The organism is Mycolicibacter sp. MU0083, from assembly GCF_963378075.1.
GTDB lineage: Bacteria > Actinomycetota > Actinomycetes > Mycobacteriales > Mycobacteriaceae > Mycobacterium > Mycobacterium kokjensenii.
The window spans coordinates 3,921,558-3,944,449 of sequence record NZ_OY726394.1 but is presented as its reverse complement, the minus strand read 5'-3'; the positions used below and the strand labels follow the sequence as shown (position 1 = coordinate 3,944,449).

Annotated in this window: 13 protein-coding genes, 1 tRNA gene and 1 pseudogene; 9 read left to right on the top strand and 6 right to left on the bottom strand. The window is 71.1% G+C overall.

The window, feature by feature from the left end; all coding sequences use genetic code 11:
- The first annotated feature begins 116 nt into the window (after positions 1–116).
- Complete coding sequence (locus RCP38_RS18500; protein WP_308474356.1) at positions 117–9,206, top strand: hypothetical protein; 9,090 nt, start codon at positions 117–119, stop codon at positions 9,204–9,206.
- Between the two features lie 242 nt (positions 9,207–9,448).
- Here RCP38_RS18500 and RCP38_RS18495 read toward each other — a convergent pair whose 3' ends face one another.
- Positions 9,449–10,075: a GNAT family N-acetyltransferase gene (locus RCP38_RS18495; protein WP_308474355.1), complete on the bottom strand. Its 627-nt coding sequence runs from the start codon at positions 10,073–10,075 to the stop codon at positions 9,449–9,451.
- Positions 10,076–10,277: 202 nt separating this feature from the next.
- A complete protein-coding gene (locus RCP38_RS18490; protein ID WP_308474354.1) occupies positions 10,278–11,246 on the bottom strand; it encodes an NAD(P)H-quinone oxidoreductase in 969 nt (322 codons plus the stop codon).
- A 68-nt stretch (positions 11,247–11,314) separates the two neighbouring features.
- Here RCP38_RS18490 and RCP38_RS18485 point away from each other — a divergent pair.
- The 7 genes and pseudogenes from RCP38_RS18485 (at position 11,315) to RCP38_RS18460 (ending at position 18,872) form a co-directional block, all read left to right on the top strand.
- Positions 11,315–11,404, top strand: a tRNA-Ser gene (locus tag RCP38_RS18485).
- Positions 11,405–11,454: 50 nt separating this feature from the next.
- A pseudogene (locus RCP38_RS19995) lies at positions 11,455–11,637 on the top strand (hypothetical protein); the annotation flags it as partial.
- A 278-nt stretch (positions 11,638–11,915) separates the two neighbouring features.
- Positions 11,916–12,413 carry a MarR family winged helix-turn-helix transcriptional regulator gene (locus RCP38_RS18480; RefSeq protein ID WP_308474353.1) on the top strand — a complete coding sequence of 166 codons (498 nt, stop codon included), beginning with the start codon at positions 11,916–11,918 and terminating at the stop codon, positions 12,411–12,413.
- A gap of 495 nt (positions 12,414–12,908) precedes the next feature.
- The gene (locus RCP38_RS18475; protein WP_465270692.1) at positions 12,909–13,415 is read left to right on the top strand and encodes a MarR family winged helix-turn-helix transcriptional regulator; all 507 of its coding nucleotides are present in this window, start codon (positions 12,909–12,911) and stop codon (positions 13,413–13,415) included.
- Positions 13,416–13,508: 93 nt separating this feature from the next.
- Positions 13,509–14,048, top strand: a complete 540-nt coding sequence (locus tag RCP38_RS18470) for a MarR family winged helix-turn-helix transcriptional regulator (RefSeq protein ID WP_308474352.1) — start codon at positions 13,509–13,511, stop codon at positions 14,046–14,048.
- Positions 14,049–14,551: 503 nt separating this feature from the next.
- The gene (gene gjpA / locus RCP38_RS18465; protein WP_308474351.1) at positions 14,552–15,685 is read left to right on the top strand and encodes an outer membrane porin GjpA; all 1,134 of its coding nucleotides are present in this window, start codon (positions 14,552–14,554) and stop codon (positions 15,683–15,685) included.
- A gap of 58 nt (positions 15,686–15,743) precedes the next feature.
- On the top strand, positions 15,744–18,872 hold the full coding sequence (locus RCP38_RS18460; RefSeq protein ID WP_308474350.1) for a PGRS repeat-containing protein: 3,129 nt from the start codon (positions 15,744–15,746) through the stop codon (positions 18,870–18,872).
- 131 nt (positions 18,873–19,003) lie between these two features.
- On the opposite strand, the gene lipE is transcribed toward RCP38_RS18460, so the two are convergent.
- The 4 genes from lipE to RCP38_RS18440 are packed head-to-tail and all read right to left on the bottom strand — an operon-like array spanning position 19,004 to position 22,255.
- Entirely contained in the window at positions 19,004–20,245 is a 1,242-nt protein-coding gene (lipE, locus tag RCP38_RS18455) for a lipase LipE (protein WP_308474349.1), read from the bottom strand.
- Complete coding sequence (locus RCP38_RS18450) at positions 20,242–21,111, bottom strand: acyl-CoA thioesterase (RefSeq protein WP_308474348.1); 870 nt, start codon at positions 21,109–21,111, stop codon at positions 20,242–20,244. Before RCP38_RS18450 ends, lipE begins: the two co-directional genes overlap by 4 nt.
- A complete protein-coding gene (locus RCP38_RS18445) occupies positions 21,108–21,431 on the bottom strand; it encodes a DMT family transporter (protein WP_308474347.1) in 324 nt (107 codons plus the stop codon). The genes RCP38_RS18450 and RCP38_RS18445 overlap by 4 nt, the downstream gene beginning before the upstream one ends.
- Positions 21,431–22,255, bottom strand: coding sequence for a crotonase/enoyl-CoA hydratase family protein (locus RCP38_RS18440; protein ID WP_308474346.1), 825 nt, complete (start codon positions 22,253–22,255; stop codon positions 21,431–21,433). The genes RCP38_RS18445 and RCP38_RS18440 overlap by 1 nt, the downstream gene beginning before the upstream one ends.
- Before the next feature lie 22 nt (positions 22,256–22,277).
- Between RCP38_RS18440 and RCP38_RS18435 the strand changes: the two genes are divergently transcribed.
- The gene (locus tag RCP38_RS18435; RefSeq protein WP_308474345.1) at positions 22,278–22,853 is read left to right on the top strand and encodes a TIGR03086 family metal-binding protein; all 576 of its coding nucleotides are present in this window, start codon (positions 22,278–22,280) and stop codon (positions 22,851–22,853) included.
- Positions 22,854–22,892 lie beyond the last annotated feature (39 nt).

The window sequence follows — 22,892 nt, the reverse complement described above, 5'->3', positions numbered from 1 at the left end:
AATCAGCCACCGAGATTCCGCCGGCTGTGCTGAGTCCTCGGCACCGTCAAACACACCAAAACTTGATTCGACAGACCATCACCGACATGGGTTCGCAGCAGAATAGGGAGTCCCACATGACTGGAAAGCAGCACCGCGCAGAACGCCGTGGTTTCAACGGCGCCGACGGTCGCCGGCGTGGCCGGCGTCTGTTGGGGGCCGGTAGTGCGGTGGGCGCGTTTTTGGCGTTTGGGATGGCGCCGTTGGCGGGGGCGCCGGTGGCGCGGGCTGATGATCTGGACTGGTTTGGTGCGGATCTGACGGAGGCGTTTGCGGATCTGGGTTCGCCGGGGTCGTGGGAGACGATTTTCGACGGTGAGTCGTGGGAGCCGTTGCTGTCGAATGTGGGTTTGTCGTTTGATTCGTCGTTGGCGTTGGTGCCGGGTTCGGCGGCTGCTGATGATTGGTTCGGGTCGTTGTTCTATGACCCGTTGCATGAGTTCGGTCAGGATTTCCTGGACAGTTCGTTCGGGTCGTCGGTTGCGGACTTCATCAATATCTTCGGTTTTGGCACGCTGCTGATCGGTAACGGTGAGGACGGTGTCGATGGGGGCACGCTGGCTGAGGCTGCCGGTGGTGCTGGTGGTCTGTGGTTCGGTGATGGTGGTGCCGGTGGGACGGCTGCTGATGGCACCGGTGGTGCTGGTGGTGCGGCGGGTAGTTTCGGTGATGGTGGTGCTGGTGGTGCCGGTATCAATGGTGGTGATGGTGGTGCCGGTGGTGCCGGTGGTTGGTTCATGGGTGTCGGCGGTGATGGTGGCGCTGGTGGCGCTGGTGTCAACGGTGGTGATGGTGGTGTTGGTGGTGCCGGTGGTGCCGGTATCGGTTTTGCTTATGGCGTTGGTGGTAACGGTGGTGTCGGTGGTGACGGTGCGCTTGGCCTGGCCGGCGCCGTCGGCGGCGTAGGTCTAGACGGCGCGACCGGTGCTGCCGGTGGCGCCGGTGGTAACGGTGGTGCCGGTGGTAAGGGTTCGTGGCTGATCGGGTCCGGCGGCCAAGGCGGTGCCGGCGGCCAGGGCGCCGACGGCGGTAACGGCGGCAACGGTGGCGACGGTGTCGACGCCACCGCGCCCGGTGCTGACGGCGGTGCCGCCGGTGATGGTGGTAACGGTGGCGTCGGCGGTAAGGGTGGCGCCGGTGGTGCCGGCGGTGCCGGTGGTCTGCTGGGTTCTTCGGGCAAGACCGGTGACGGCGGTGACGGTGGTAACGGTGGTGCGGCCGGTGTCGGTGGTGACGGTGGTGACGGTGCCGACGGTGATGCCACGCACATCGACGGTGGCCAGGGTGGCCGCGGTGGTGACGCGGGTGTGGCCGGTGCGGCCGGCGCCGGTGGTGCCGGTGCGACCAACGGTGCTGCGGGTTCGGTAGGCGAGGCGGCGACCGGCGGCGGTGACGGCGGTCGGGGTGGCGACGGCGCGGACGCGACGGTCGCCGGCGGAACGGGCGGTGCCGGCGGTGCCGGTGGCGACGGTGGTTCGCTGGGCAACGGTGGTGCCGGCGGTAACGGCGGCGCCGGTGCCGAAGGCATGGCCGGATACACCGACGCCAACGGTGATGGCACGACGGGTCTGGCCGGTGGTGCCGGTGGTGTCGGTGGCGCCGGTGGTGCCGGTGGCTCCGAAGCCGGTAACGGTGGTGCCGGTGGTGTCGGTGGCCGCGGTGGCACCGGTGGTGTCGGTGGCGCTGGCGCCGACGGCACTGCGGGTCTGAACGCGGCGGCCGGTTCCGGCGACAACGGCGGTAACGGTGGTGACGCGGACAGCACGGCCGGCAACGGCGGTGTCGGTGGTGTCGGTGGCGCCGGCGGTGCCGGTGGCGCGTCGACGCACGGCACGGCCGGTGCGCACGGCGCCGGTGGCATCGGTGGCGACGGCGGCGCCGCGGGCAGGACCGGCGTCGGCGGTAACGGTGGTGACGGCGCCGGTGGCGGTACCGGAGTGGCAGCCGGAAACGGTGGTAATGGCGGTGCCGGTGGTGACGCCGGCGTCGGCGGTGCCGGCGGTGCCGGTGGCTTCAGCGGTGGCACCACGTATGCGGCCGCCGGCGCGGTGGGTGCAGACGGTACCGGCGGCAACGGCGGTAACGGCGGTACGGGCGGCGCGGGCGAGGTCCTCGGCGACGGCACGGTCCAGGCCGGTGGCCAGGGTGGTAACGGCGGCGACGCCGGAACGGTCGGCGATGGTGGCGCCGGTGGTACCGGTGGACAGGGTGCGACCGGCATCGCCGGCAGCACGAACATCAGCGGTAACGGAACGGATGGCGTCGACGGTGGCGCCGGCGGTGCCGGTGGTATCGGTGGTGCCGGCGGTACCACCGCCGGCAACGGTGGTGCCGGTGGTGCCGGTGGTGTCGGCGGTACCGGTGGTGCCGGTGGTCACGGCCTGGACGGTCAAGCGGGCGACGACGCGATAGCCGGCAGCGGCGGCGACGGCACCGTGGGTATCGGCGGTGGCGACAGCGGTAACGGTGGTGCCGGTGGTGTCGGCGGTCAAGGCGGTGCCGGTGGTACGGCGACCGCCGGAGACGCCGGCGCTGACGGCGACGGTGGCCGCGGTGGTACCGGTGGCGCGGCCGGTGACGCCGGAAACGGCGGTGCCGGCGGTGACGGTGCCGGCGGTGGCACGAATGCGGTTGCCGGATCCGGTGCACAGGGCGGCACCGGTGGTAACCGCGGTGCGGCCGGTGCCGGTGGTGCCGGTGGCTGGAACGCGAGCGCGACCGAACAGGCCGAGCAGGGTGCGGCCGGCGCCGAGGGCGGCGGCGGCAACGGCGGTGCCGGCGGCCGCGGCGGCGACGGCGAATTGATCCTCGGCAACGTGGCCCAGGCCGGTGGCCACGGCGGCACCGGCGGTGCGGCCGGTACCGACGGCGACGGCGGTGTCGGCGGTGCCGGTGGTGACGGCGCGGCGGCGGTCGACGGGACCACGATCGGCTACGACGGGACGACCGGTGGGACCGGTGCCGTCGGTGGCGATGGCGGCGCGGGTGGTATCGGCGGGTCGAACTCGGGCAACGGTGGCGCCGGTGGCGCCGGTGGCAACGGTGGTGCCGGTGGTGACGGCGGCGAGGCGTTGAACGCCGACACCTACGACGGCTCCGGCGGCAACGGCGGTGGCGCGGGTGCCGGTGGTGCGGGCGGCAACGGTGGTGTCGGCGGTGCGGCGGCCAACGGGACCGGTGGTGCCGGTGGCGCGGCGGGCAACGGTGGCGACGCCGGTACCGCGGCTGAAGGCGGCTGGGGCGGCGGCGGCGGTGGCGCGACCAACGCCGGCAACGGTGGTAACGGCGGTGACGGAGCAGACGGTGGCGCCGCGGGCAATGCCGGCGCCGGCGGCGCGGGCGTCGACGAAGGTGCCATCGGCGCTGCTGGTGAAGTCGGACAGCACGCCGACGGGGCCGACGGTGGTCGCGGTGGTGACGGCTTCGGCCTGATCGGTGGCTCGACGATCGGCCAGGGCGGCGGCCAGGGCGGCCAGGGCGGAAACGCCGCCTCGGTCGGCAACGGTGGTGTCGGTGGAACCGGTGGCACAGGTGCCACCGTCCATGGCGAGACCGGCAACGACGGCCACGGCACCGACGGCTACCAGGGTGGCGTGGGCGGCCAGGGCGGCCAGGGCGGCCAGGGCGGCAGCGTCTCCGGTGACGGTGGCGCCGGTGGTGTCGGCGGTATCGGTGGCAACGGCGGTAACGGCGGCGATGGTGCCGACGCGACCGTGGCCGACACCGACGGTGGCAACGGTGGCAATGCCGGGGCCGGCGGTAACGGCGGTAACGGTGGCCAGGGTGGTGCGGCCACCGACGGCACCGGCGGCGCCGGCGGGAACTCCGGTTACGGCGGCAACGGCGGTGTCGCCGGTAACGGTGGCAAGGGCCTCGGCGGTGGCGGCGGCGACACCGCGGGCGACGGTGGTGCCGGTGGCGCCGGGGCCGACGGTGGTCTGACCGGCACGGTCGGCACCGGTGGCGCGGGCAGCATCCAGGGCGCCGATGGCAGCGCAGGCCTCGACGGTGTCGCCAGCGACGGCGGCATCGGTGGCGCCGGTGGCGCCGGTGAAGGATTGATCGCCGGCACCGACATCGGCCAGGGCGGCGGTAACGGTGGTGTCGGCGGCAGCGGCGGCAACGTCGGCAACGGTGGTGCCGGTGGTGCCGGCGGTGTTGGCGCGACCGTGCACGGGTTCACCGACATCGACGGCAACGGCACCGCGGGCTACCTCGGCGGTGTGGGCGGCAACGGCGGCACCGGTGGTGCCGGTGGTGCGACGGCCGGTAACGGTGGCGTCGGCGGCAACGCCGGGCGTGGCGGTAACGGCGGTAACGGCGGTGCGGGCGCGGACGCGATGATCGCGGACACCGATGGCGGTAACGGCGGTAACGCCGGTGCCGGCGGCCAGGGCGGTGTCGGCGGCGAGGGCGGTGCCGCAGCAGCCGGTGTCGGTGGCGCCGGCGGTGACGCCGGCGACGGTGGTGACGCCGGTGCGGCCGGCACCGGTGGCACCGGCCTCGGCGGCGGTGGCGCGACCAACGCCGGTAACGGTGGTGCCGGTGGTGACGGTGCCGACGCCGGCATCGCGGGCACCGAAGGCCTCGGCGGTATCGGTGTCGACGGTGACGGTGCGGCGGGCGCGACCGGTACGGACGGTCTCGGCAGCGACGGCGGCGCCGGTGGTCAAGGTGGCGTCGGCGTCGGCCTGATCACCGGCAGTGACCTCGGCCAGGGCGGTGGCGCAGGCGGCCACGGTGGTGACGCGGCCACGGCCGGCAACGGTGGCGCCGGTGGTAACGGCGGCGCCGGTGCGGCCGGCGAAGCCGGGGTGACTGACGGCAACGGCGATGGCACCAACGGTGGTCACGGTGGTGTCGGTGGTTCCGGTGGCGTCGGTGGCGCGGGCGGCTCGGACGCCGGTGACGGTGGCGCCGGTGGCGTCGGTGGCGCCGGTGGTGCCGGTGGCAACGCCGGACACGGCGCCAATGGCACTGCCGCACTGGTGACCCCGGGTACCGGGGCCTCGGGTGCAAACGGTTCCGACGGCGGCGATGGCGGTATCGGCGGTAACGGTGGCGCCGGTGGAGACGGTGGTGCCGGCGGTACCGCGACAGCGGGCAGTGCCGGAGCGGACGGTCTCGGCGGCCTGGGCGGCAACGCGGGCAACGCCGGTAACGCCGGTGACGGTGGCCGCGGTGCGGACGGCACCGGCGGCGGAACCGGCGCGGTGGCCGGCAGCGGTGGCGACGGCGGCGACGGCGGCGTCCGGGGTACCGCCGGAAACGCGGGTGAGGGCGGCTGGGACGCCGGCCACACCACGCAGGCCGACGCCGGTAACGCCGGCGCCGTTGCGATCGGCGGCAACGGTGGCGCCGGCGGCAAGGGCGGCAACGGAATGGTGTTGGCAGACGGCACCATCCAGGCCGGTGGCGCCGGAGGCCACGGCGGTGACGCCGGACCCATCGGTAACGGTGGCGCTGGCGGTAACGGTGGCGCCGGTGCCCACGGCACCGCCGGATCGACCGCACTGGCCAACGGTGGGACCGGCGCCGACGGCGCGGCCGGCGGCCACGCCGGTAACGGCGGTAAGGGCGGCGAGATCTCCGGTAACGGCGGTCTGGGCGGCGTCGGCGGTGCGGGTGGTAACGGTGGCGTCGGTGGCGCCGGTGTTGCGGGCCTCGCCGGTGCCGACGCGGTTGCCGGTAGCGGCGGCAACGGCGGCGACGGCACCGACGGCGGCAACGGCGGCCAGGGTGGTAACGGCGGCACCGGTGGTAACGGTGGTCAGGGCGGTACCGCGACCAACGGCAAGGCGGGCCTGGACGGCACCGGTGGGATCGGCGGTAACGGCGGTGCGGCCGGTGACGCCGGCGACGGTGGCCGCGGTGGTCACGGCGCCGGCGGCGGAACCGAAGACACCGCGGGATACGGCGGTAACGGTGGGGCCGGCGGGGATCGCGGCACGGCGGGCCAGGCCGGCAAGGGCGGCTTGAACGGTGATGGCGTCACCTACCGCAACGACGGTGCCGCCGGTGCGGCCGGCGGCGGCGGCAACGGTGGCGACGGTGGCGCCGGCGGTAACGGCGACCTGCTCGCCGACGGCGCGACCGGCCAGGCCGGTGGTAACGGTGGTAACGGTGGTGCGGCCGGTGCGTTCGGCAACGGTGGCACCGGTGGCGCCGGCGGTCGCGGTGGCGACGGTGAAGCCGGTGTGACCGACGGCGACGGCAACGGCACCACCGGTGGTAACGGTGGCGTCGGCGGTGCCGGCGGCACCGGCGGTGACGGCGGCACGGTCGCCGGTGACGCGGGCGCAGGTGGTGCCGGTGGCGTCGGTGGTGCCGGCGGTAACGGTGGTGCCGGTGTGATCGGTGCTGCCGGTGAGACGGGCGGCAACGGCGGCCAGGGCGGTGACGCGGCCGCCGGTGGCGCGGGCGGCCAGGGCGGCAACGCCAGCCAAGGCGCCGGTGGCGTCGGTGGTGTCGGCGGTGACGCCGGGGCGGCCGGCAACGGTGGTGCCGGTGGTCACGGTGGCGACGGCGCCGAAGGCATCGCGGCAGGCAACGGCGGTACCGGTGGCGACGGTGGTAACCGTGCCCAGGCCGGAACAGGCGGCGGCGGTGGTCTCGGCCAGGGTGGCGCGCAAGCCGCCGACGGGCAGGACGGCACCAGCCTCGTCGGTGGCGACGGCGGCGCCGGTGGTAACGGTGGCGCCGGTGTTGTCCAGGCCGACGGCACCGCCCAGGACGGCGGTAGCGGTGGTCAGGGCGGTAACGCCGGGGCGATCGGTACCGGTGGTGCCGGTGGTAACGGTGGTGCCGGTTCGGCGGGTATCGACGGAACCACCGACATCAACGGTGACGGCACGGATGGCACGGCCGGTGGTCACGGTGGAGCGGCCGGTAACGGTGGTGCCGGTGGCACCGTCGAAGGCAACGGTGGTGCCGGTGGTGTCGGTGGTGTCGGTGGCCGCGGTGGTCACGGTGGTGCCGGCGACAACGGCGCGCACGGTACCGATGCGGCCGCGGGCAGCGGTGACAACGGTGGGGCCGGCAGCGATGCCACCAGCACCAACGGCAGCGGTGGCGCCGGTGGTAGCGGTGGAGCCGGCGGCACCGGTGGTGTCGCGACCAACGGCCAGGCCGGTGTGGACGGCGCCGGCGGTGCCGGTGGCGACGGCGGCAACACCGGCGACGGCGCCAACGGTGGCAACGGTGGTGCCGGTGCCGGCGGCGGCAGCGGACTCGTCGCCGGATCCGGCGGTAAGGGTGGTGCCGGTGGCACCGCCGGAACCGCTGGTCTCGGTGGTGCCGGTGGTACCGGCGGCGACGGTACCGCCGGTGCGGCCGGTCAGGACGGCGCCGTGCTCGGCGGCAACGGCGGTAACGGTGGTGCCGGTGGCAACGCGGCGGCCGGTCAGGCCGGCGGTGACGGTGGTGCCGGTGGCGACGCCGGAACCGTCGGGCACGGCGGTGCCGGTGGTAACGGTGGTGCCGGTGCCCACGGTGCGGCCGGTGGAACCAGTGGTGTCGACGGCACCGACGGTGAGGCCGGTACCGCCGGTGGTAACGGTGGTGCCGGTGGTGCCGGTGGCTCCATCTCCGGTGACGGTGGTGCCGGTGGTGTCGGCGGTGTCGGCGGCAACGGCGGTGCGGGCGGCGACGCCGCAGACGGCAGCGCGGGCACCAATGCCACGGCGGGTAGCGGCGCCAATGGCGGTACCGGTGGCGACGCGACCGGTACGGCCGGTGACGGTGGCGCCGGTGGTGTCGGTGGCGCCGGCGGTGCGGGCGGCACGGCGACCGATGGCGACAGTGGAGCCGATGGTGTCGGCGGCGTCGGTGGTAACGGTGGTGCGGGCGGTAATGCCGGCTCCGGTGGCCGCGGTGGCGACGGCGCCGGCGGCGGAACGAACGCTGCCGCCGGTAACGGTGGTGCGGGCGGTAACAGCAGCAGCGTCGCCGGTGCGGGCGGTGCGGCCGGAGCGGGCGGCGTCGGTGGCGACGGTGTGACCGAAGCCGACAGCGGTGTCTCGGGTGCCGAGGGCGCGGCCGGTTCCGGTGGAACCGGTGGCAACGGTGGCAACGGCGTGACCCTGGGCAGCGGACTCGCGCAGGCCGGCGGCCACGGTGGTGTCGGCGGAAACTCCACTGCCGAATACGGCAACGGCGGTACGGGCGGCAACGGCGGTAACGGCGCAGCCGGTACCTCCGGCACCAATGCCGCCACCGGTGCCGGTGCGGCCGGCGGTAACGGCGGTAACGGCGGCGCCGCCGGACAGCACGGCACCGGCGGAACCGGCGGTAACGCCGGGAGCGGCGGCAAGGGTGGCAACAACACCTCGACCGCAGCCAACGGTGGCGCCGGTCAAAATACCCCGAAGGACCCGCAGGGCCAGGGGATGGCCGGTGGTCAGGGCGGCAGCGGCGCCAAGGGCGCCAGCGGGTTCGCCGGCGGTGCCGGTGGCATCGGCGGTGTCGGCGGTGCGGGCGGCACGGTCACCGGCGACGGTGGTGCGGGTGGCCTCGGTGGTTCCGGTGGTGCCGGCGGCACCGGCGGGACCGGTGGCAACGGTGGCACCGGCGGCAAGGGCTCTGACGGCGGCCTCGGTCTGCCCGGCCGTGCCGGCGGAATGGGCGGTGTCGGTGGACAGGGCGGCGACGGTGGCACCGGTGGTAACGCCGGCGCCGGCGGTGCCGGTGGTGTCGCGCTCGGTGACGGCCGGGCCGGGGCACACGGCGACGCCGGGGTGGCCGGTAAGGGCGGCACCGGTGGTCAGGCCGGCAACGGTGGTACCGGTGGTGCACCCGGTGCTGGTTACAACGGCCTGGCCGGTCAGGGCACCGGCGGCGGTGGCACCGGTGGTTCCGGTGGTAACGGCGGCGTGGGCGGCACCGGTGGCCAGGGTGGCACCGAGGCCGACGGCAGCACCGGTATGGCCGGATCCGGCGGTAAGGGCGGCAACGGCGGCAACGGTGTCAACGGTGCCTCCAAGCCCAGCAAGTCCAACTGGGCCGGTAGCGGCGGCAACGGCGGCGACGGCGGCCAGGGCGGTGCGAACGGCAACGGCGTCGCCGGCTCGGCCGGGACCGACGGTACGGCCGGCGGTAAGGCCACCAGTGGCAGCAGCACCGTCGGTAAGGGCGGCGCCGGCGGCATCGGCGGTGCGGGCGCGCCGTAACGGCTGGCCTCGCCGATTGGCCTTCGGACAGACCGCGGAGTCCCCGGTCCCGACACGCGATGTCGGGGCCGGGGATTCGCCCGTAGTCGGCCCCTCCTCGCGAGGGTGCGTGTCTGTTCCGCGACACACCGCGAATCCTGACAGTCTGTGCACCCTCGCGGCGGCCTAGGTGTGCTCAGCAGATACGAAAAGGGCGGTGACAGATACTGATCCGTCACCGCCCTTCGGTCGCCTTTACGGCGTTAAGAGGACTCGCGATAGCCAGGGATGTCGTCAGGGGTCCGCGGCCAGGCGAACAGCACGATGTGTTGATCCCACGTGGACATGTAGTGTTCGCCCAGGAAGGCGCCGCCGCGCCGTTCCCAGAATCGACGGCCGTAGGAGCCGGCGGCCTGGGAGTCTCCGATGACACGTCGGCATTGCGGTTCGGCCGCAAAGATACTCGAGACCAACGGACCGAAGATGTTCTTCCCGTGGCCCTTTTCAACCATGTTGGGATCCGCCATGGCGCCGTGTAAGCCCACGTCGTATGGATCGGCGTCGTAAATGGTGGACAGGTCATCCTTTGCGGCACGGAACAACTCCATGTACCCGAGCGGCTCACCGTTGACGCTGTAGACGTAGGGACGCGAATAGCTGCCCCCGAATTGGACGTCCAGATGCCGCTGCCACTGGTCGGGCGGGTACGCGTAGCCCCATGTCTGGGCAAGGTGCGGTCGGTTCATCCATTCGGAGATCATCGCGGCGTCGCCGTCTTGGTCTGCGAAACGAATGCTGTACGGCTCGTCGAGGATCGGAAGCGGCGGCGCGGGAACCATCAGAACCTCGTCGCTGACGTCGATCCGCTGCCGCGGCATCCGGGTACTCATGAGGCGTCCGAATCCGTTGTAGCCGACATGGTTTCGGTAGCCATAGCAGGTGCCTCCCGGGAGTCATCGGACGGCAGGGCCGTCACCAATCGTTTCGCCAATGATGTTACGTCGGCGCCCGGTTCCTCTGGGGGCGAGCGTGCGCGTTTGCACCCAGACACGCCGAGAAAATCGGCAATCTGCGCACGTTCGCCGCCGGCTCCTACACCGTCAGCACGACCTTGCCGGTCACATCCCCCGACGCCAGCAGTCGATGCGCCTCGCCGGCCTGCTCAATGGACAGCCGAGCACCGATCACCGGCTTGATCCGGCCGTCGCCGATCATCGGCCACACCTCACGGGTGACCGCCTCGACGACGGCGCCCTTGCCGTGCGGGCCGTCCACCGGCCGTCCGCGCAGCGCGGTCCCGATTACCCGGGTGCGCCGATTGATCAACTTGCCGATGTTGAGCTCACCCTTGACCCCACCCTGCATCCCGATGATCACCAGTTTCCCGTCGTCGGCGAGCGCATCGACGTTGCGATCCAGGTAGACCGCGCCCATGATGTCCAAGATGACGTCGGCGCCGCCGGCCTCGCGGACCCGTGCCACGAAGTCCTCGTCGCGGTAGTTGATCGCGATCTCCGCACCCAGTTCCCGACAGAATTCCAGCTTGGCCTCCGACCCGGCCGTCACTGCCACCCACGCGCCCAACTGGCGGGCCACCTGGATGGCGTGGCTGCCCACCCCGCTGGCGCCGCCGTGCACCAGCAGCAGTTGGCCCTCGGACAGGCCGGCCGTCATCACCAGGTTCGACCAGACCGTGCAGGCCACCTCGGGAAGCCCCGCGGCGTCCTCCAGGCTCACCCCGGCCGGCACCGGCAACACCTGCCGGGCGTCCACCGCCACGAATTCGGCATAGCCGCCGCCGGTCAGCAACGCGCAGACTTCTTGTCCCACCGACCAACTCGTAACCTCGTCACCGACGGCGGCGATCACCCCGGAGACCTCCAGGCCGACGATCTCGCTGGCCCCCGGCGGGGGCGGATACACCCCCATCACCTGCAGCAGGTCGGCTCGGTTGACCCCGGCCGCGGCCACCCGGATCAGCACCTCACCGGGGCCGGGTGCCACATCGGGCACCTCTTGCCATGTCAGGACCTCGGGCGATTCGACGACGATGGCACGCATGCCGAACACGCTACTACCGGCCCGATCCGGCCCGAACGCATTGTGGCGCCCGGGGTACGATTTCCGGCGGTGGCGTGGCAGAGCGGCCTAATGCACTCGCCTTGAAAGCGAGAGACGGCTAACACCGTCCGGGGGTTCAAATCCCTCCGCCACCGCCAGTCCCGTTCTCTCGTTGACTCTGCACTCAGGGCGGTCGCTACTCGCACTTTTGCGCCCTGAGCGCAGAGTCAACTTCGCCGACGGCTCTGAATTCCCAGCGCCGGTGAACAATTCCTACCCATAGCGCGTGTTATCGATCCGGGTCTACGACGGGACCTGCCGGGACCACAACTCCGCCCGTAACCAAGGCTGGTTGCGGACTGCGCTCCAGGACGGGCGGCTGGCCCGCGGCGGCTACCCGAACGTGTCGAATCCGGGGGGCAATCCGCCAGGCTCCGACGGCGTCCTGCCGAGGAGTGCCGCCGCGACCCCGCGGAGGATCCGCGGGTCAATCGCTGGCATGCAGCGCGCCGCATGCCGAAATCGCCTGCACGACTATACTTCTCATGTCGAATTGACATCCGCGAATGGCTCGGCCGCCGTGCCCGGAATCCGGTATTGTCCAATGTGAGTTCGTATATATGGAACATCGCTCGCTAAATGCCGCCACCCCTGGCTAGCATGTCGAGAATGACGCGCCCGTCCCGTCGTCGCACGGCCAGCGATCTGCCGGGCCTCGACATCGCCGAACAACGGTCATGGCAGAACTATCTGCACGCCGCGTTGCGGTTTCACACCGCAATGGACCGCTGTCTCACCGAAGCGCACCACCTCTCGGTGATCGACATGCGGGTCCTCGACATTCTCGACAGGTCCGCCGACGGTGCCGCGCGGATGGGGGATCTGGCCGATGCTCTGGCGGCGAATCCGCATCATATGACCAAGCGCATCCACCGGCTTGAGGAGCGGGGTCTGGTTCAGCGCGAACAGAATTCCGCGGATCGACGCGGCGTGGTGGCCCGGATCACCGAAGAGGGACGCAGCGTGGCGGTGCACGCCAGCCGCGATTACGCCCAGGGGGTCAAGGCCCATCTCATCGGTTCGTTGTCTCGCCGCCAGCTCACCACCCTCGAGGAGAACTGCCGCCGTATCAATGTCGGTCTGGGTCAGACGAAGCCGACGCTCTAGCCTCCGGGCTGTGTATCGGCGCGGAGCATGCGGCATCATCGACGTGATTTGTTGGTGCACTGACCGACGTGCGGTACTCCCACGGCACCCTCAGTCGACTTTTCCGGCGTTTGCTCCCAGGCGAAAACCGGATATGGAGGACGTCGATATCGGTGGGTGGTCGCTCGTTCTATTACTAGGACATGCAGCTAACTTGAATTAGCCGGGACCGGGTCGATATTCCGTGTTAGACATCGATGTGACCCGCCGTCTAGCTACCTAAGCGTCGCGCTAGAACGTGTTCTGATCGTTACCCGCGAGTTAGTTTCCGATTGAATCAACTAGGCGCGGTAGTAGAGTTTGCGGGCCGTGGGCCAAAAGTGCTCGGAGCAGCATCGATGACATTCCGGTGAGAGTTGCGGGCCGCCGCGTGGCGGTAGTCATCTGGTCGTCATGATGTGGTCCATCGCGATTTCGGCGGCTGTTCTGCAACGCAATTCGGTACCGTCGCCCGCCGTGGAGCAGATGGGTGCCGGTGCACCGGCGCTGTGGTTGCCAGGACTTGACGACCTCGAGCAACGGTCGTGGCAGCAGTTCGCGGAATCGTCGACGCGTCTGGTGGTCGCGCTGAACCAGACCTTGACGGAGCAGCACGGGCTCGGCCTGTTCGAACTTCGGCTGCTGGAAGTCCTCGCCAAGTCCGACTCCGGATCCGCGCGGATGAGTGAACTGGCCGGCGCGTTGATGTTGTTGCGCAGCAGGGTGACCTGGCTGACCGGTCGCCTGGAAGCGCAAGGGCTCCTGCGGCGGGCCCGCTTCGCCGGCGATGGTCGGGGCGTGCGGGCCGAGATCACCCCCGCCGGCCGGAATCGGGCGGCCGAGGCCCGCAAGACCTACGCCCAGTTGATCCGGGTGCTGTATGTGAACCGGATGTCCCGACAGCAGATGCTGGCGCTGGGCGCCAGCTGCCAGCAGATCAACGAATCGATGGCGGCGGCCGAGCTTCGGGTCAAGCCGAACTAAGTCGAGCCGCACGGCGTTACATCGCGGCCCCTGGTGCAAATACTTCTGAATTCTCCCCACTGGCAGCACGCCTCCTCATTACCATCGCCCGGCATGGGACGCCGGACGGCGATTGAACGGGCGATATGGGAGCTTCCCGCGCTCGACCCCGCAGAGGGCGCGTGTGTACAGCTGTTCATGGAGTCATCGTTGCGACTGTTTGCGGCGTTGAACCATCGACTGATCACCGAACACGGTCTGCCCCTGTTCGGTGTTCTGGTGCTGGATCTGCTGGCCCGATCGGCGTCGGGATCTGTCCGAATGGGCGACATCGCAGAGGAATTCGCCATGGCGCCCAGTCGTGTGACCCAACTGATCACACGACTGGAGGCGCGGGGCCTGGTCGCACGGCGTCAACACCCCGGCGACCGGCGAGCGGTGCTGGCCTGCATCACCGACGAGGGCCGGGGGTTGCACCGGCCCGCCGTGGCGACTTACGCGCGGGCGATCCGCGTGCACTACCTGGAGCGACTGTCGCGGCCGCAGGCGATCGCCCTGGGTGACGTCTGCCGTAGGACCGGCGCGCAGATGAGGCCGGCCGGGGCGCGCCGGACACGGCATTCGACGACCGGGATCCCTGCCGTGACAGTTTGACGGATTCTCAGGTAGGCCGTGGCCTCAACCGGCGTCGCCGGACGCAGCGTCGCCTGCTCGCGCGGCGCGCTTTCCGTTCCGACCGCTGGTCACAGCGGTTGACAGGCGTCAAGAATTGTCGGCGCAAAAGTTTGCTTATGTTGATGAATGTGCGGGAGGTTCGGCACTTGAGAAGCGTTTTTTCGTCTCGCGCGAGGAAATCGTCGATTGTGCATGTCGCAGCAGTTCAGCAAGGTATTTCGCACCGTCTCGACGCGGAATAGGTCAGGCTGAACATGTTTCAATTCTTACCAGTCGGTAATTTCCAATTGAACCACTAAATGCCGGTCAATAGTTTGCTGTAAAGCGCCGCAAAACTGTCTACCTCGCGTTATCCGCGTCCCGGCGATTGCCAGTGCGAGTACGGGCGATTAACTTTGCGGACCTCATCCCTAGGACTGGTGTTTTTCAGGTCATGCTCAGTTACTTTTCGGGCACTGAGTCACATGACCGAAGGAGCTCCCTTGCACGCCATTCTTCGCCCCTACGCAACGGCCGGCGTCGTCATCGCCGGGACCGGCCTGATCGCCGCCACACCGGTGGCGGCGCCGGCACCCGCGGCGCCCGCGGTCATCGATGTCGCGCTCACGGGGCTGCCCGGCATCGTCGACACCTGGCAGGACGTGTTCAACACCGCGTCGGCCAACGCCACAACGCTGCTCAACAACTACATGCTGGCCCCCGGGGTGGCCTGGCAGCAGCTGTTCGCCAACTGGATGGGCTACACCCAGCAGTTCCTGGACGACCCGAGCAGCAGCACGTTGGCCGACATCAACACCCAGATCCAGGACCGCTGGGTAGCGGTTCGTGACGGCTGGGCGGTGCAGGACATGCTCGCCGCGACAAAGGGTCTCGTCACGCAGCACACCCTCGACGGGGCAGGACTGACCGGCCACGCCTTCCTGTACAACCAGTTGCCGAGCTTCCTGCCGCCCGACATCGACGCCGAGTCGGTGACGGCCGTCGTCGACTGGCTTACGTCACCGCTGAGTGCGGTCATCATCGGCTCACTGGGTCCCGGCATCAGCCCGTGGGTCGCGATGATGAACAGCATCGACGACGGCGACGGCTTCAGTGAGATCATCGCCAACACCTGGGGTGGCTTCCTCAACGGCGCCACGCTCAGCCTCGACTTCCTACTGCCGATGATCAACGACGCAGGATTCCTCCCCGTCGGAATGAGCTTGGACCACTTGGAGTTTGCCTTCGGCGGCCTCCTCACTCCCGGCTCGGTGTCGGTCGGCCCGTACGAGGTCCTGGGTACCGGTGGCGAAGTAGTCGCGTCGATCCCGGCGGTCGGCGGCTCAATCTTCAACGGCATCGGACTGGAAATGGTCGGCGTGCCACTGCTCAACACCATCGCCATGGACGGCCAGGCCATCGGCCCCATCGCGGCCTGGGAGGCGTGGGGTCAGATCGTGGGGGCGCTGCTCGGCTCCGGTTGGAGTGGGAAAGGCGCGGTCGTCGTGACGCCGCCGATGGCGGGTGTCGAACTGCCGGTGATACCGGACGACCTTTTCGATGACGGCGGAGCCAGCGCGGAAGCGACGAACGTCTTCAGCGGTCTACAAGACCTGCTCGACGACATCTTCTCCTGAAACCGCTTATCAAAACTCAACTACCCCAGCGCTTTACATCTTAGAAAGGTGTTCCTCAATGAGTCGTCGTCACAGCAGCAGCCGGCGTCGCGGTCAAGCCGGCCGGACGCGCCGCAACCGGATCATCGGAGCCGGTGGTGCGGCCGGTGCATTCCTGGCGTTCGGGATGGCGCCCCTGGCGACCCCGCCGTCGGCTCAGGCCGACGGGTTCGACTTCGGGTGGGATTGGTTCGACCCCGCGACCTCGGCCGCCGATGCCCCGCTGGGCGCGGCCGCCGGCTTCTTCGACATGAGCACCATCATCGACCAATGGTTCTACGAGCCACTGCATTTCGGTGTCGAGGCGTGGATCAACAGTGACCTCGGCGAGTGGGTCAACGGCTGGATCAACGAATCGTCCGGACTGTTCCTGATCGGTGACGGTGCCGACGGCACCGCCGACAACCCCGACGGCGGCGACGCCGGACTGTGGTTCGGCGACGGCGGCGACGGCTGGAGCAGCGACGAGGCCGGCGTGGCCGGCGGCGACGGTGGTGCGGCCGGCTGGTTCGGCAACGGCGGCGACGGCGGTGACGGTTTCGAGAGCAGCGCCGGCGGCGCCGGCGGCGTCGGCGGTACGTTCATGGGCCTCGGCGGTGACGGCGGTAACGGTGGTGACGGTGTCGGAGTCGGCGCGGTCGGCGGGGTCGGCGGTGCCGGCGGTGACGCGGTCGGCTGGTTCTTCGGCAACGGTGGCAACGGCGGCCAGGGCGGTAAGGGCACCGATGGCGCCGCGGGCAGCTACGCCAACGGTGGTACCGGCCACGGCGACATCGGCGGCTGGGGCGGCAATGGCGGGGTCGGCGGCCGCAGCGGCTATTACTTCGGCAACGGTGGCCAGGGCGGTGACGGTGGCGTCGCCGGTAACGGCGGCGCCGCGGCCAACGGGGTGGATGACGGCATCGCGGGTCACCTCAACGGTGGTAACGGCGGTCAAGGAGGTGCCGGCGGCACCGGCGGGCTCGGTGGGGTGAAGTTCAACGGCTCCTTCGGGCAGGCCGGCGAAACCGGGACCGGTGCCGACGGAGGTAACGCGGCCAACGGTGGCGAGGGCTACCGGGACGAGGACACCGGCGACTACCTGGGCAAGGGCGGCAACGGCGGCACCGGCGGCACGGCCGGCAACGGCATCGTCGGCGGCAACGGCGGGTCGTCCGGCGACGGCGGTGACGGAACGACCGGCGGTAACGGCGGTATCGGCGGGCGAGGCGGCGCTTCCGAGGGCGCCAACACCGGCGGCGCCGGCAGTGCCGGCGGCGAGGGCGGCTTCGGCACCAGCAAGGGCGGCAACGGCGGTGTCGGCGGTGCCGGTGGCAACAGCGTCGAGGGCAACGGTGGCGCCGGCGGCAATGGCGGCAACGCAGGCGATGCGGCCACCGATGACGACAGCATCCAGACCACCGGCGGCTCCGGTGGCAGCGGCGGGCTCGGCGGCGCGACCGCCGAGGGCAAGGGCGGCACCGGTGGGCTCGGCGGTGCCGCCGGTAGCGGAACCTATCTCGGCGGCAACGGCGGTCAGGGTGGCGCCGGTGGCGCCGTGACGGCCGGCAACGGCGGCGTCGGGGGCGACGGTGGCAAGGGCGCCGACGGCGGGCAGAGCACCGGGTGGACGTCGGGCAGCGGCACCATCTTCAGCAAGGGCGGCAACGGCGGCAACGGCGGGGCCGGAGGAGCCGGCGCCTCGGGCACCGGCGGCCACGGTGGTGACGCCGGCAACGGCGCCGACGGGGCCACCGGTGCCGATGTCGCCAGCACCGGCGGCAACGGTGGTAATGGTGGTGCCGGCGGTGCGGCGGCGGCAACGCTGACCGGTGGTGGCGGTACCGCCGGTGATGCCGGGGCCGGTGGTCACGGTGGCAACGGCACCGCCTCCGGCGGTAACGGCGGCACCGGCGGCGTCGGCGGAGCCGGATTGTTTGTCGGCGGTGACGGCGGCGATGGCGGTACCGGCGGCAGCAGCGGCGGCGTCTCGGCCGTCGGCAACCCGTTCGGCGTCAGCCACGCAGGTAACGGAGGCGCCGGCGGTGCGGGCGGGGTCAGCGCGCTCACTCCGCAGGCCAGCGGCCAGCCTGGGCCCGGCGGGCACGGCGGCAACGGCGGCAACGGCGGTAGTGGCGCAGGTGCGGTCAACGGTGGCACCGCCGGCGTCGGCGGCAGCGGCGGCGCCGGCCTCAACGGCGGCGAAGGTGGTGACGGCGGGGTCGGCGGCGCAGCGACCGGCACCGGCAACGGTGGCAACGGTGGCAACGCCGGCAGCGGCGGGGCCGGCGCGCCCGGGCACAAGGGAATTGCCCACCCATCCGGCGCCGGCGGTGACGGCTGGAACGGTGGTGACGGCGGCAGCGGCGGCAGCGGCGGGGCCGGCGGCACGGCGGTCAGCGGCAACGGCGGTAACGGTGGCAATGCCGGCAACGGTGGCACCGGTGGTGTCGGCGGCGTGGGCGGAAAGGGCGGTGTCGACGCGAACGGCAACGGCCTCGACGGCGGTAGGGGCGGGACCGGTGGGGCCGGCGGCCTTGCCAGCGGCACCGCGGGTGCCGGCGGTGTCAGTACCGGTGGCACCAACGGCAACGCCGGCAGCGCCGGAGTCGACGGCAACGGTGGCGCCGGGGGCGCCGGTGGCGTGGGCGGCAACGGCACCGCGGGTACCGCCGGGAGCAGTTCTGCGAATGGCGCGGGCGGCAACGGCACCGACGGAGGATCCGCCGGCAACGGTGGGGCCGGTGGCACCGGTGGCACCTCGGTCGGCGGTCAGGGTGGCGCCGGTGGAATGGGTGGCGCAGGTGGTGCCGGTGGCGCGGGCGGGGCCGGCGGCAATGGCGGCGTGAACTCCGCCGGCGACGGACTGGCCGGCGGTGACGGCGGTGATGGCGGTGCGGCCGGTAAGGGCGGCGCCGGGGGAACCGGTGGCAACAGCACCAGTGGCGTCGACGGAACTGCGGGCACCGGTGGTCTCGGTGCCAGCGGCGGCGCGGGCGGCAACGGTGGCAACGGTGGCGTGCCGACCGGTGGCGGGACCGGTGGAGCCGCCGGCGACGGGGGCACTGGCGGGGCCGGCGGGGACGGCGGCCCGGGGGGCACCCCGGACGGCACACCCGGCATCGACGGCGCCGATGGAGCAAACGGAACGCCTGGCGTCCCCGGCTAAGGCGTACCGTTCAAGCGCCGCGGCCGTCGAGTCACCCACTCAGGAACTCGGCGGCCGCGGTCGCGTTCCCACCCCGTTCATACTGCACCCAGGTCACACCCCACTTGCACTTCGTCGCCATGGGTGCGGCGTCAACGGGTTGTGCGGGGGATCTCCGCGCTGATCGTGTCCATCAATGCCCGGTACCGCTTGACCTCCGGGTCCTGGCCGGGCTTGCCGCTGGAGATCAACCCCGCCGACAGTCCACGCTGCGGGTCGGTCCAGATCGCGCAGTTCACCAGACCCAGATGCCCGAACGCCGCCGGCGCGCCGCGGCCGAACGGCCCGAACCGCTCCGAACCCAGCATGAAACCGGTGCCCCAGCGCAACGGCGCCAGCCCGGTGGCCACGTCCGGCCGCAACCGTCGGCACTGCCGCACCGCGCCGCGCATCGTCGCCGCCGACAGCACCCGCACGCCGTCCGATTCGCCTTCGCCACGCCAGATCTCGGCGAATCGGGACAGCTCGTCGGCGGTGGAGATGGTGTTCGACGACGGCACCACGGTGGTCAGGAAGAACGGGCTGTTGGTGACGGGGATGATCTCGTGCACCGACCCGCCGATCGCCTTGCGGAACACCGCCACCGCCGCGCCGGTGGGCTGCACGCCGGTGGGATGGCTGGGCGCCACCAGCGGGATATCGGCCGGCGCCACCCCGTAATTGGTCCACCGGAACCCCAGCGGCTCGAGGATCTCGGTGGCCAGCACCTCACGGATGTCGCGCCCGGTGGCGGCCCGGACGATCTCGCGGGTCAGCGGCCCCCAGGTCAGCGCGTGATACATGTGCATCAGCCCCGGCGGGTAGATCGCCTGCAGGTTGGCCAGCTGCGCCTGGGCGTACTCCGGGTCGTCCGCCCGATTCAGGTCGGGTTTGGGCCCGGTCGCGAACGGCACCCCGGCACTGTGGGTCATCACGTGACGAATAGTGGTGCGGGCCTTGCCATGACGGCCGTACCCGGGAATGTAGTCGCTGACCCGATCGTCCAGCGAGAACGCCCCGCGCTCGACCAGCATGTGCATCACCGTGCTGGTGATCGCCTTGGCGGCCGAATACACGCAGAAAGGGGTGTCCACCCGCACCGGAACGAGCTCCGCGTCAACGGGATCCGACGGGCCGTTGCCCCAGCCGTGCCCGATCGCGCGGTTCAGAACCACCCGGCCGTCGACCCGCAGGCACAATTGGATGGCCGGATGCAGGCCACCGGCATACCAGTGCCGGGCGGCGGCCCAGATCCGTTCCACGGCTGCGGAATCGACACCCGAGTGGTCCTCGGCGCCGATCGCGGTCACGGAATCCAGATCGGCGGGCAGGCGCACCCGGCCGTCGGCGGTCATGACCGGCCCCGCCCGAAATACAGTTCCTGCGTCGCCACACACACCAGCTGGCCGGCCCGGTTGTACAGCGTCGCGCTGGTCAGCCCGCGTCCGCCGACGCCGCTGGGGGTGAACTGATCCGAGAGCACCCAGTCCGACAGGTCGACCGGTCGCTGGAACCACAACGCATGGTCGATCAAAGCGTTGAACGTGGCCGCCTGATTGGTGGCCCGCATCGCCAGCGCGGTCTCCACCATCTTGGTGCCGGTCAGATACGTCAGCAGCGCGCTGTGCATCACCGGGTCGGCGGGCACCGCGTCGACGGGCTTCCACCACATCCGCAGTCGCGGCGAAGGAGTGCCGGTATCCATGGCCAGCCGCGGCGGCGTGTCGATGTAGCGGACGTCGAACGGGTGCGGCTGCACCCAGTAGCCGCCCAGCTCCGACGCGTAGGCGGCATGCTGCTCCTGCGACGTCGGAAGCGATTCCGGCGCAGGAACATCGGGGAGAGGCTGCTGATACTGCGGCGCGTCGACGGCCACCGTGAACGACGACAACACCTCGAGCAGGATCTGGCCGTCCTGGCGCGCGGTGACCTGCCGGGTGGACAGCGTGCCGCCGTCGCGGGCCACCTCCACGTGCATGTCGACCGGGCGGCGGGCATCCCCGGCCCGCAGGTAGTAGACGTGCACGCTGTGCGGCACCCGTCCGGGCGCGGTGCGGCTGGCCGCGATCAGCGCCTGGCCGGCGATGTGCCCGCCGACGATGTGGTGCGCCGGGTTGTCCATCTGGGTGGCGACGAAGTGCTCGTCGTCGACGCGGTCGACGTCCAGTGTGGCGATGATGTCTGCCAGCGTCGGCTGCCGGTGGGGCACTTCAGAACTCACGCGTGCGCTCCGATCTCCATCAGGTACACCCCGGCGCCGATCAGCACCACGCCGCCGGCCATCATCGGGGTGAACGGGTCGTCGAACAAGAATCGGGCCAAAACAGCGGTCAAGGCCACGCCGATGCCCGACCAGACACCGTAGGCCACCCCCACCGGGATGCCGCGCTTGAGCACCATCGCCAGCAAGACGAACGACGCGGTATAGCCGACGGCCACCGGGATCGCCCACTGCCATCGGCTGAAGCCGTCGGAGGCACGCATCGACAGCGTGCCGGCGACCTCGAACCCGATCGCCCCGAGCAGCAGCAGCCAGGCCATCACTCGCCGGTGAACTCGGGCTTGCGTTTGCCCATCATCGCGCCGATACCCTCCATCAGATCCTTGGACGCCAGGAACGCCGAGTTCCAGGCGGCGACGTAGCGCAGGCTGGCCGCCACCCGGTCGGTGCGCTGCTCGTCGAGCACATCCTTGACCCCGGCCACGGTCAGCGGCGGGTTGGCGGCGATCTCGGCCGCGGTCGCGTGCGCGGCGGCCAGGCAGGCCTCGGCGTCGTCGAAGACGTCGTTGACCAGACCGATCTTCTCCGCGCGGGCCGCGTCGATGTCCTTGCCGGTCAACGCCAGCTCGCGCAGGTGCCCGTCGGACAGGATCAGCGGCAGCCGGGCCAGGCTGCCGACGTCGGCGACGATCGCCAGTTTCACCTCGCGCACGCTGAACTTCGCGTCCGCCGAGGCGTAGCGGATGTCGACCGCCGAGATCAGGTCCACCCCGCCGCCGATGCACCAACCGCTCACCGCGGCGATCACCGGGGTGCGGCAGTCGGCGACCGCGGTGATCGACCCCTGCATCTGCTGCAGCTCACGGTGGAAATCCGCGCGCGGCCGGGCCAGCGCACCGCCGTCGGCCATCATCGGGGTCAGGGTGCCGCCCATGGCGGCCAGGTCCAGCCCGTAGCTGAAGTTCTTGCCGGAGCCGGTCAGCACGATCGCCCGCACCTCGCGGTCGGCGTCCAACTCGGCGAAGACGACCGGCAGTTCCGCCCAGAACGCCGGACCCATCGCATTGCCCTTGCCCGGTCCGATCAGCGTGACCTGCGCGACGTGGTCTTTGATCTCGACGGTTACGGATTCGTATTGGCCCATGGTCAAACCGTAGCCTGGTCGCATGACCTCCGAACTGCGACCCGGCTCTGGCGATCCGCCCGCCGACGAACTCGCCGCAGCGGATGCCGCGTGGGCGGTGCTGCAGCGGGTGCTGAGCGGCATCACCAGCGACGACTGGTCCAAACCGACGCCGTGTTCCGAGTTCGACGTGGCCCGGCTGACCGACCATCTGCTGCATTCGATCGCGGTCTTGGGTGGCCCGGCGGGCGCCGAACTCCCAGAGCCCAGTCCCACCGATTCGCCGGAACACCGGGTCGGGCCCGCCGCCCGGGCCGCCCTGGATGCCTGGCGCCGCCACGGGCTGGATGGCGTTGTCAGCGTCGGACCCGCCGAGATGCCGGCCAGGACGCTGGTCGGGATCTTGGCGCTGGAGTTCCTGGTACACGCGTGGGACTACGCGACGGCGACCGGCCGCACGCTGGACGGCGTGGAGTCGCTGGCCACCTACGTCCTCGGCCTGGCCCGCACGATCATCACCCCGGAGGGTCGGGTGCGCGCGGGATTCGATGAGCCCGTCGACGTCGGCGCGCCCGCATCAGCCCTGCAACAGCTGATCGCCTTCACCGGCCGGTCATAGCCCCGCAACCTGCGCGCCAACTCGACGTCGTACCGCCCG

Bases quoted from the DNA above. Each gene is read 5' to 3' on its own strand.
- RCP38_RS18500 (WP_308474356.1), top strand. From the start codon at position 117: ATGACTGGAAAGCAGCACCGCGCAGAACGCCGTGGTTTCAACGGCGCC.
- RCP38_RS18495 (WP_308474355.1), bottom strand. From the start codon at position 10,075: ATGAGTACCCGGATGCCGCGGCAGCGGATCGACGTCAGCGACGAGGTT.
- RCP38_RS18490 (WP_308474354.1), bottom strand. From the start codon at position 11,246: ATGCGTGCCATCGTCGTCGAATCGCCCGAGGTCCTGACATGGCAAGAG.
- RCP38_RS18480 (WP_308474353.1), top strand. From the start codon at position 11,916: ATGACGCGCCCGTCCCGTCGTCGCACGGCCAGCGATCTGCCGGGCCTC.
- RCP38_RS18470 (WP_308474352.1), top strand. From the start codon at position 13,509: ATGGGACGCCGGACGGCGATTGAACGGGCGATATGGGAGCTTCCCGCG.
- RCP38_RS18460 (WP_308474350.1), top strand. From the start codon at position 15,744: ATGAGTCGTCGTCACAGCAGCAGCCGGCGTCGCGGTCAAGCCGGCCGG.
- lipE (WP_308474349.1), bottom strand. From the start codon at position 20,245: ATGACCGCCGACGGCCGGGTGCGCCTGCCCGCCGATCTGGATTCCGTG.
- RCP38_RS18445 (WP_308474347.1), bottom strand. From the start codon at position 21,431: ATGGCCTGGCTGCTGCTGCTCGGGGCGATCGGGTTCGAGGTCGCCGGC.
- RCP38_RS18440 (WP_308474346.1), bottom strand. From the start codon at position 22,255: ATGGGCCAATACGAATCCGTAACCGTCGAGATCAAAGACCACGTCGCG.
- RCP38_RS18435 (WP_308474345.1), top strand. From the start codon at position 22,278: ATGACCTCCGAACTGCGACCCGGCTCTGGCGATCCGCCCGCCGACGAA.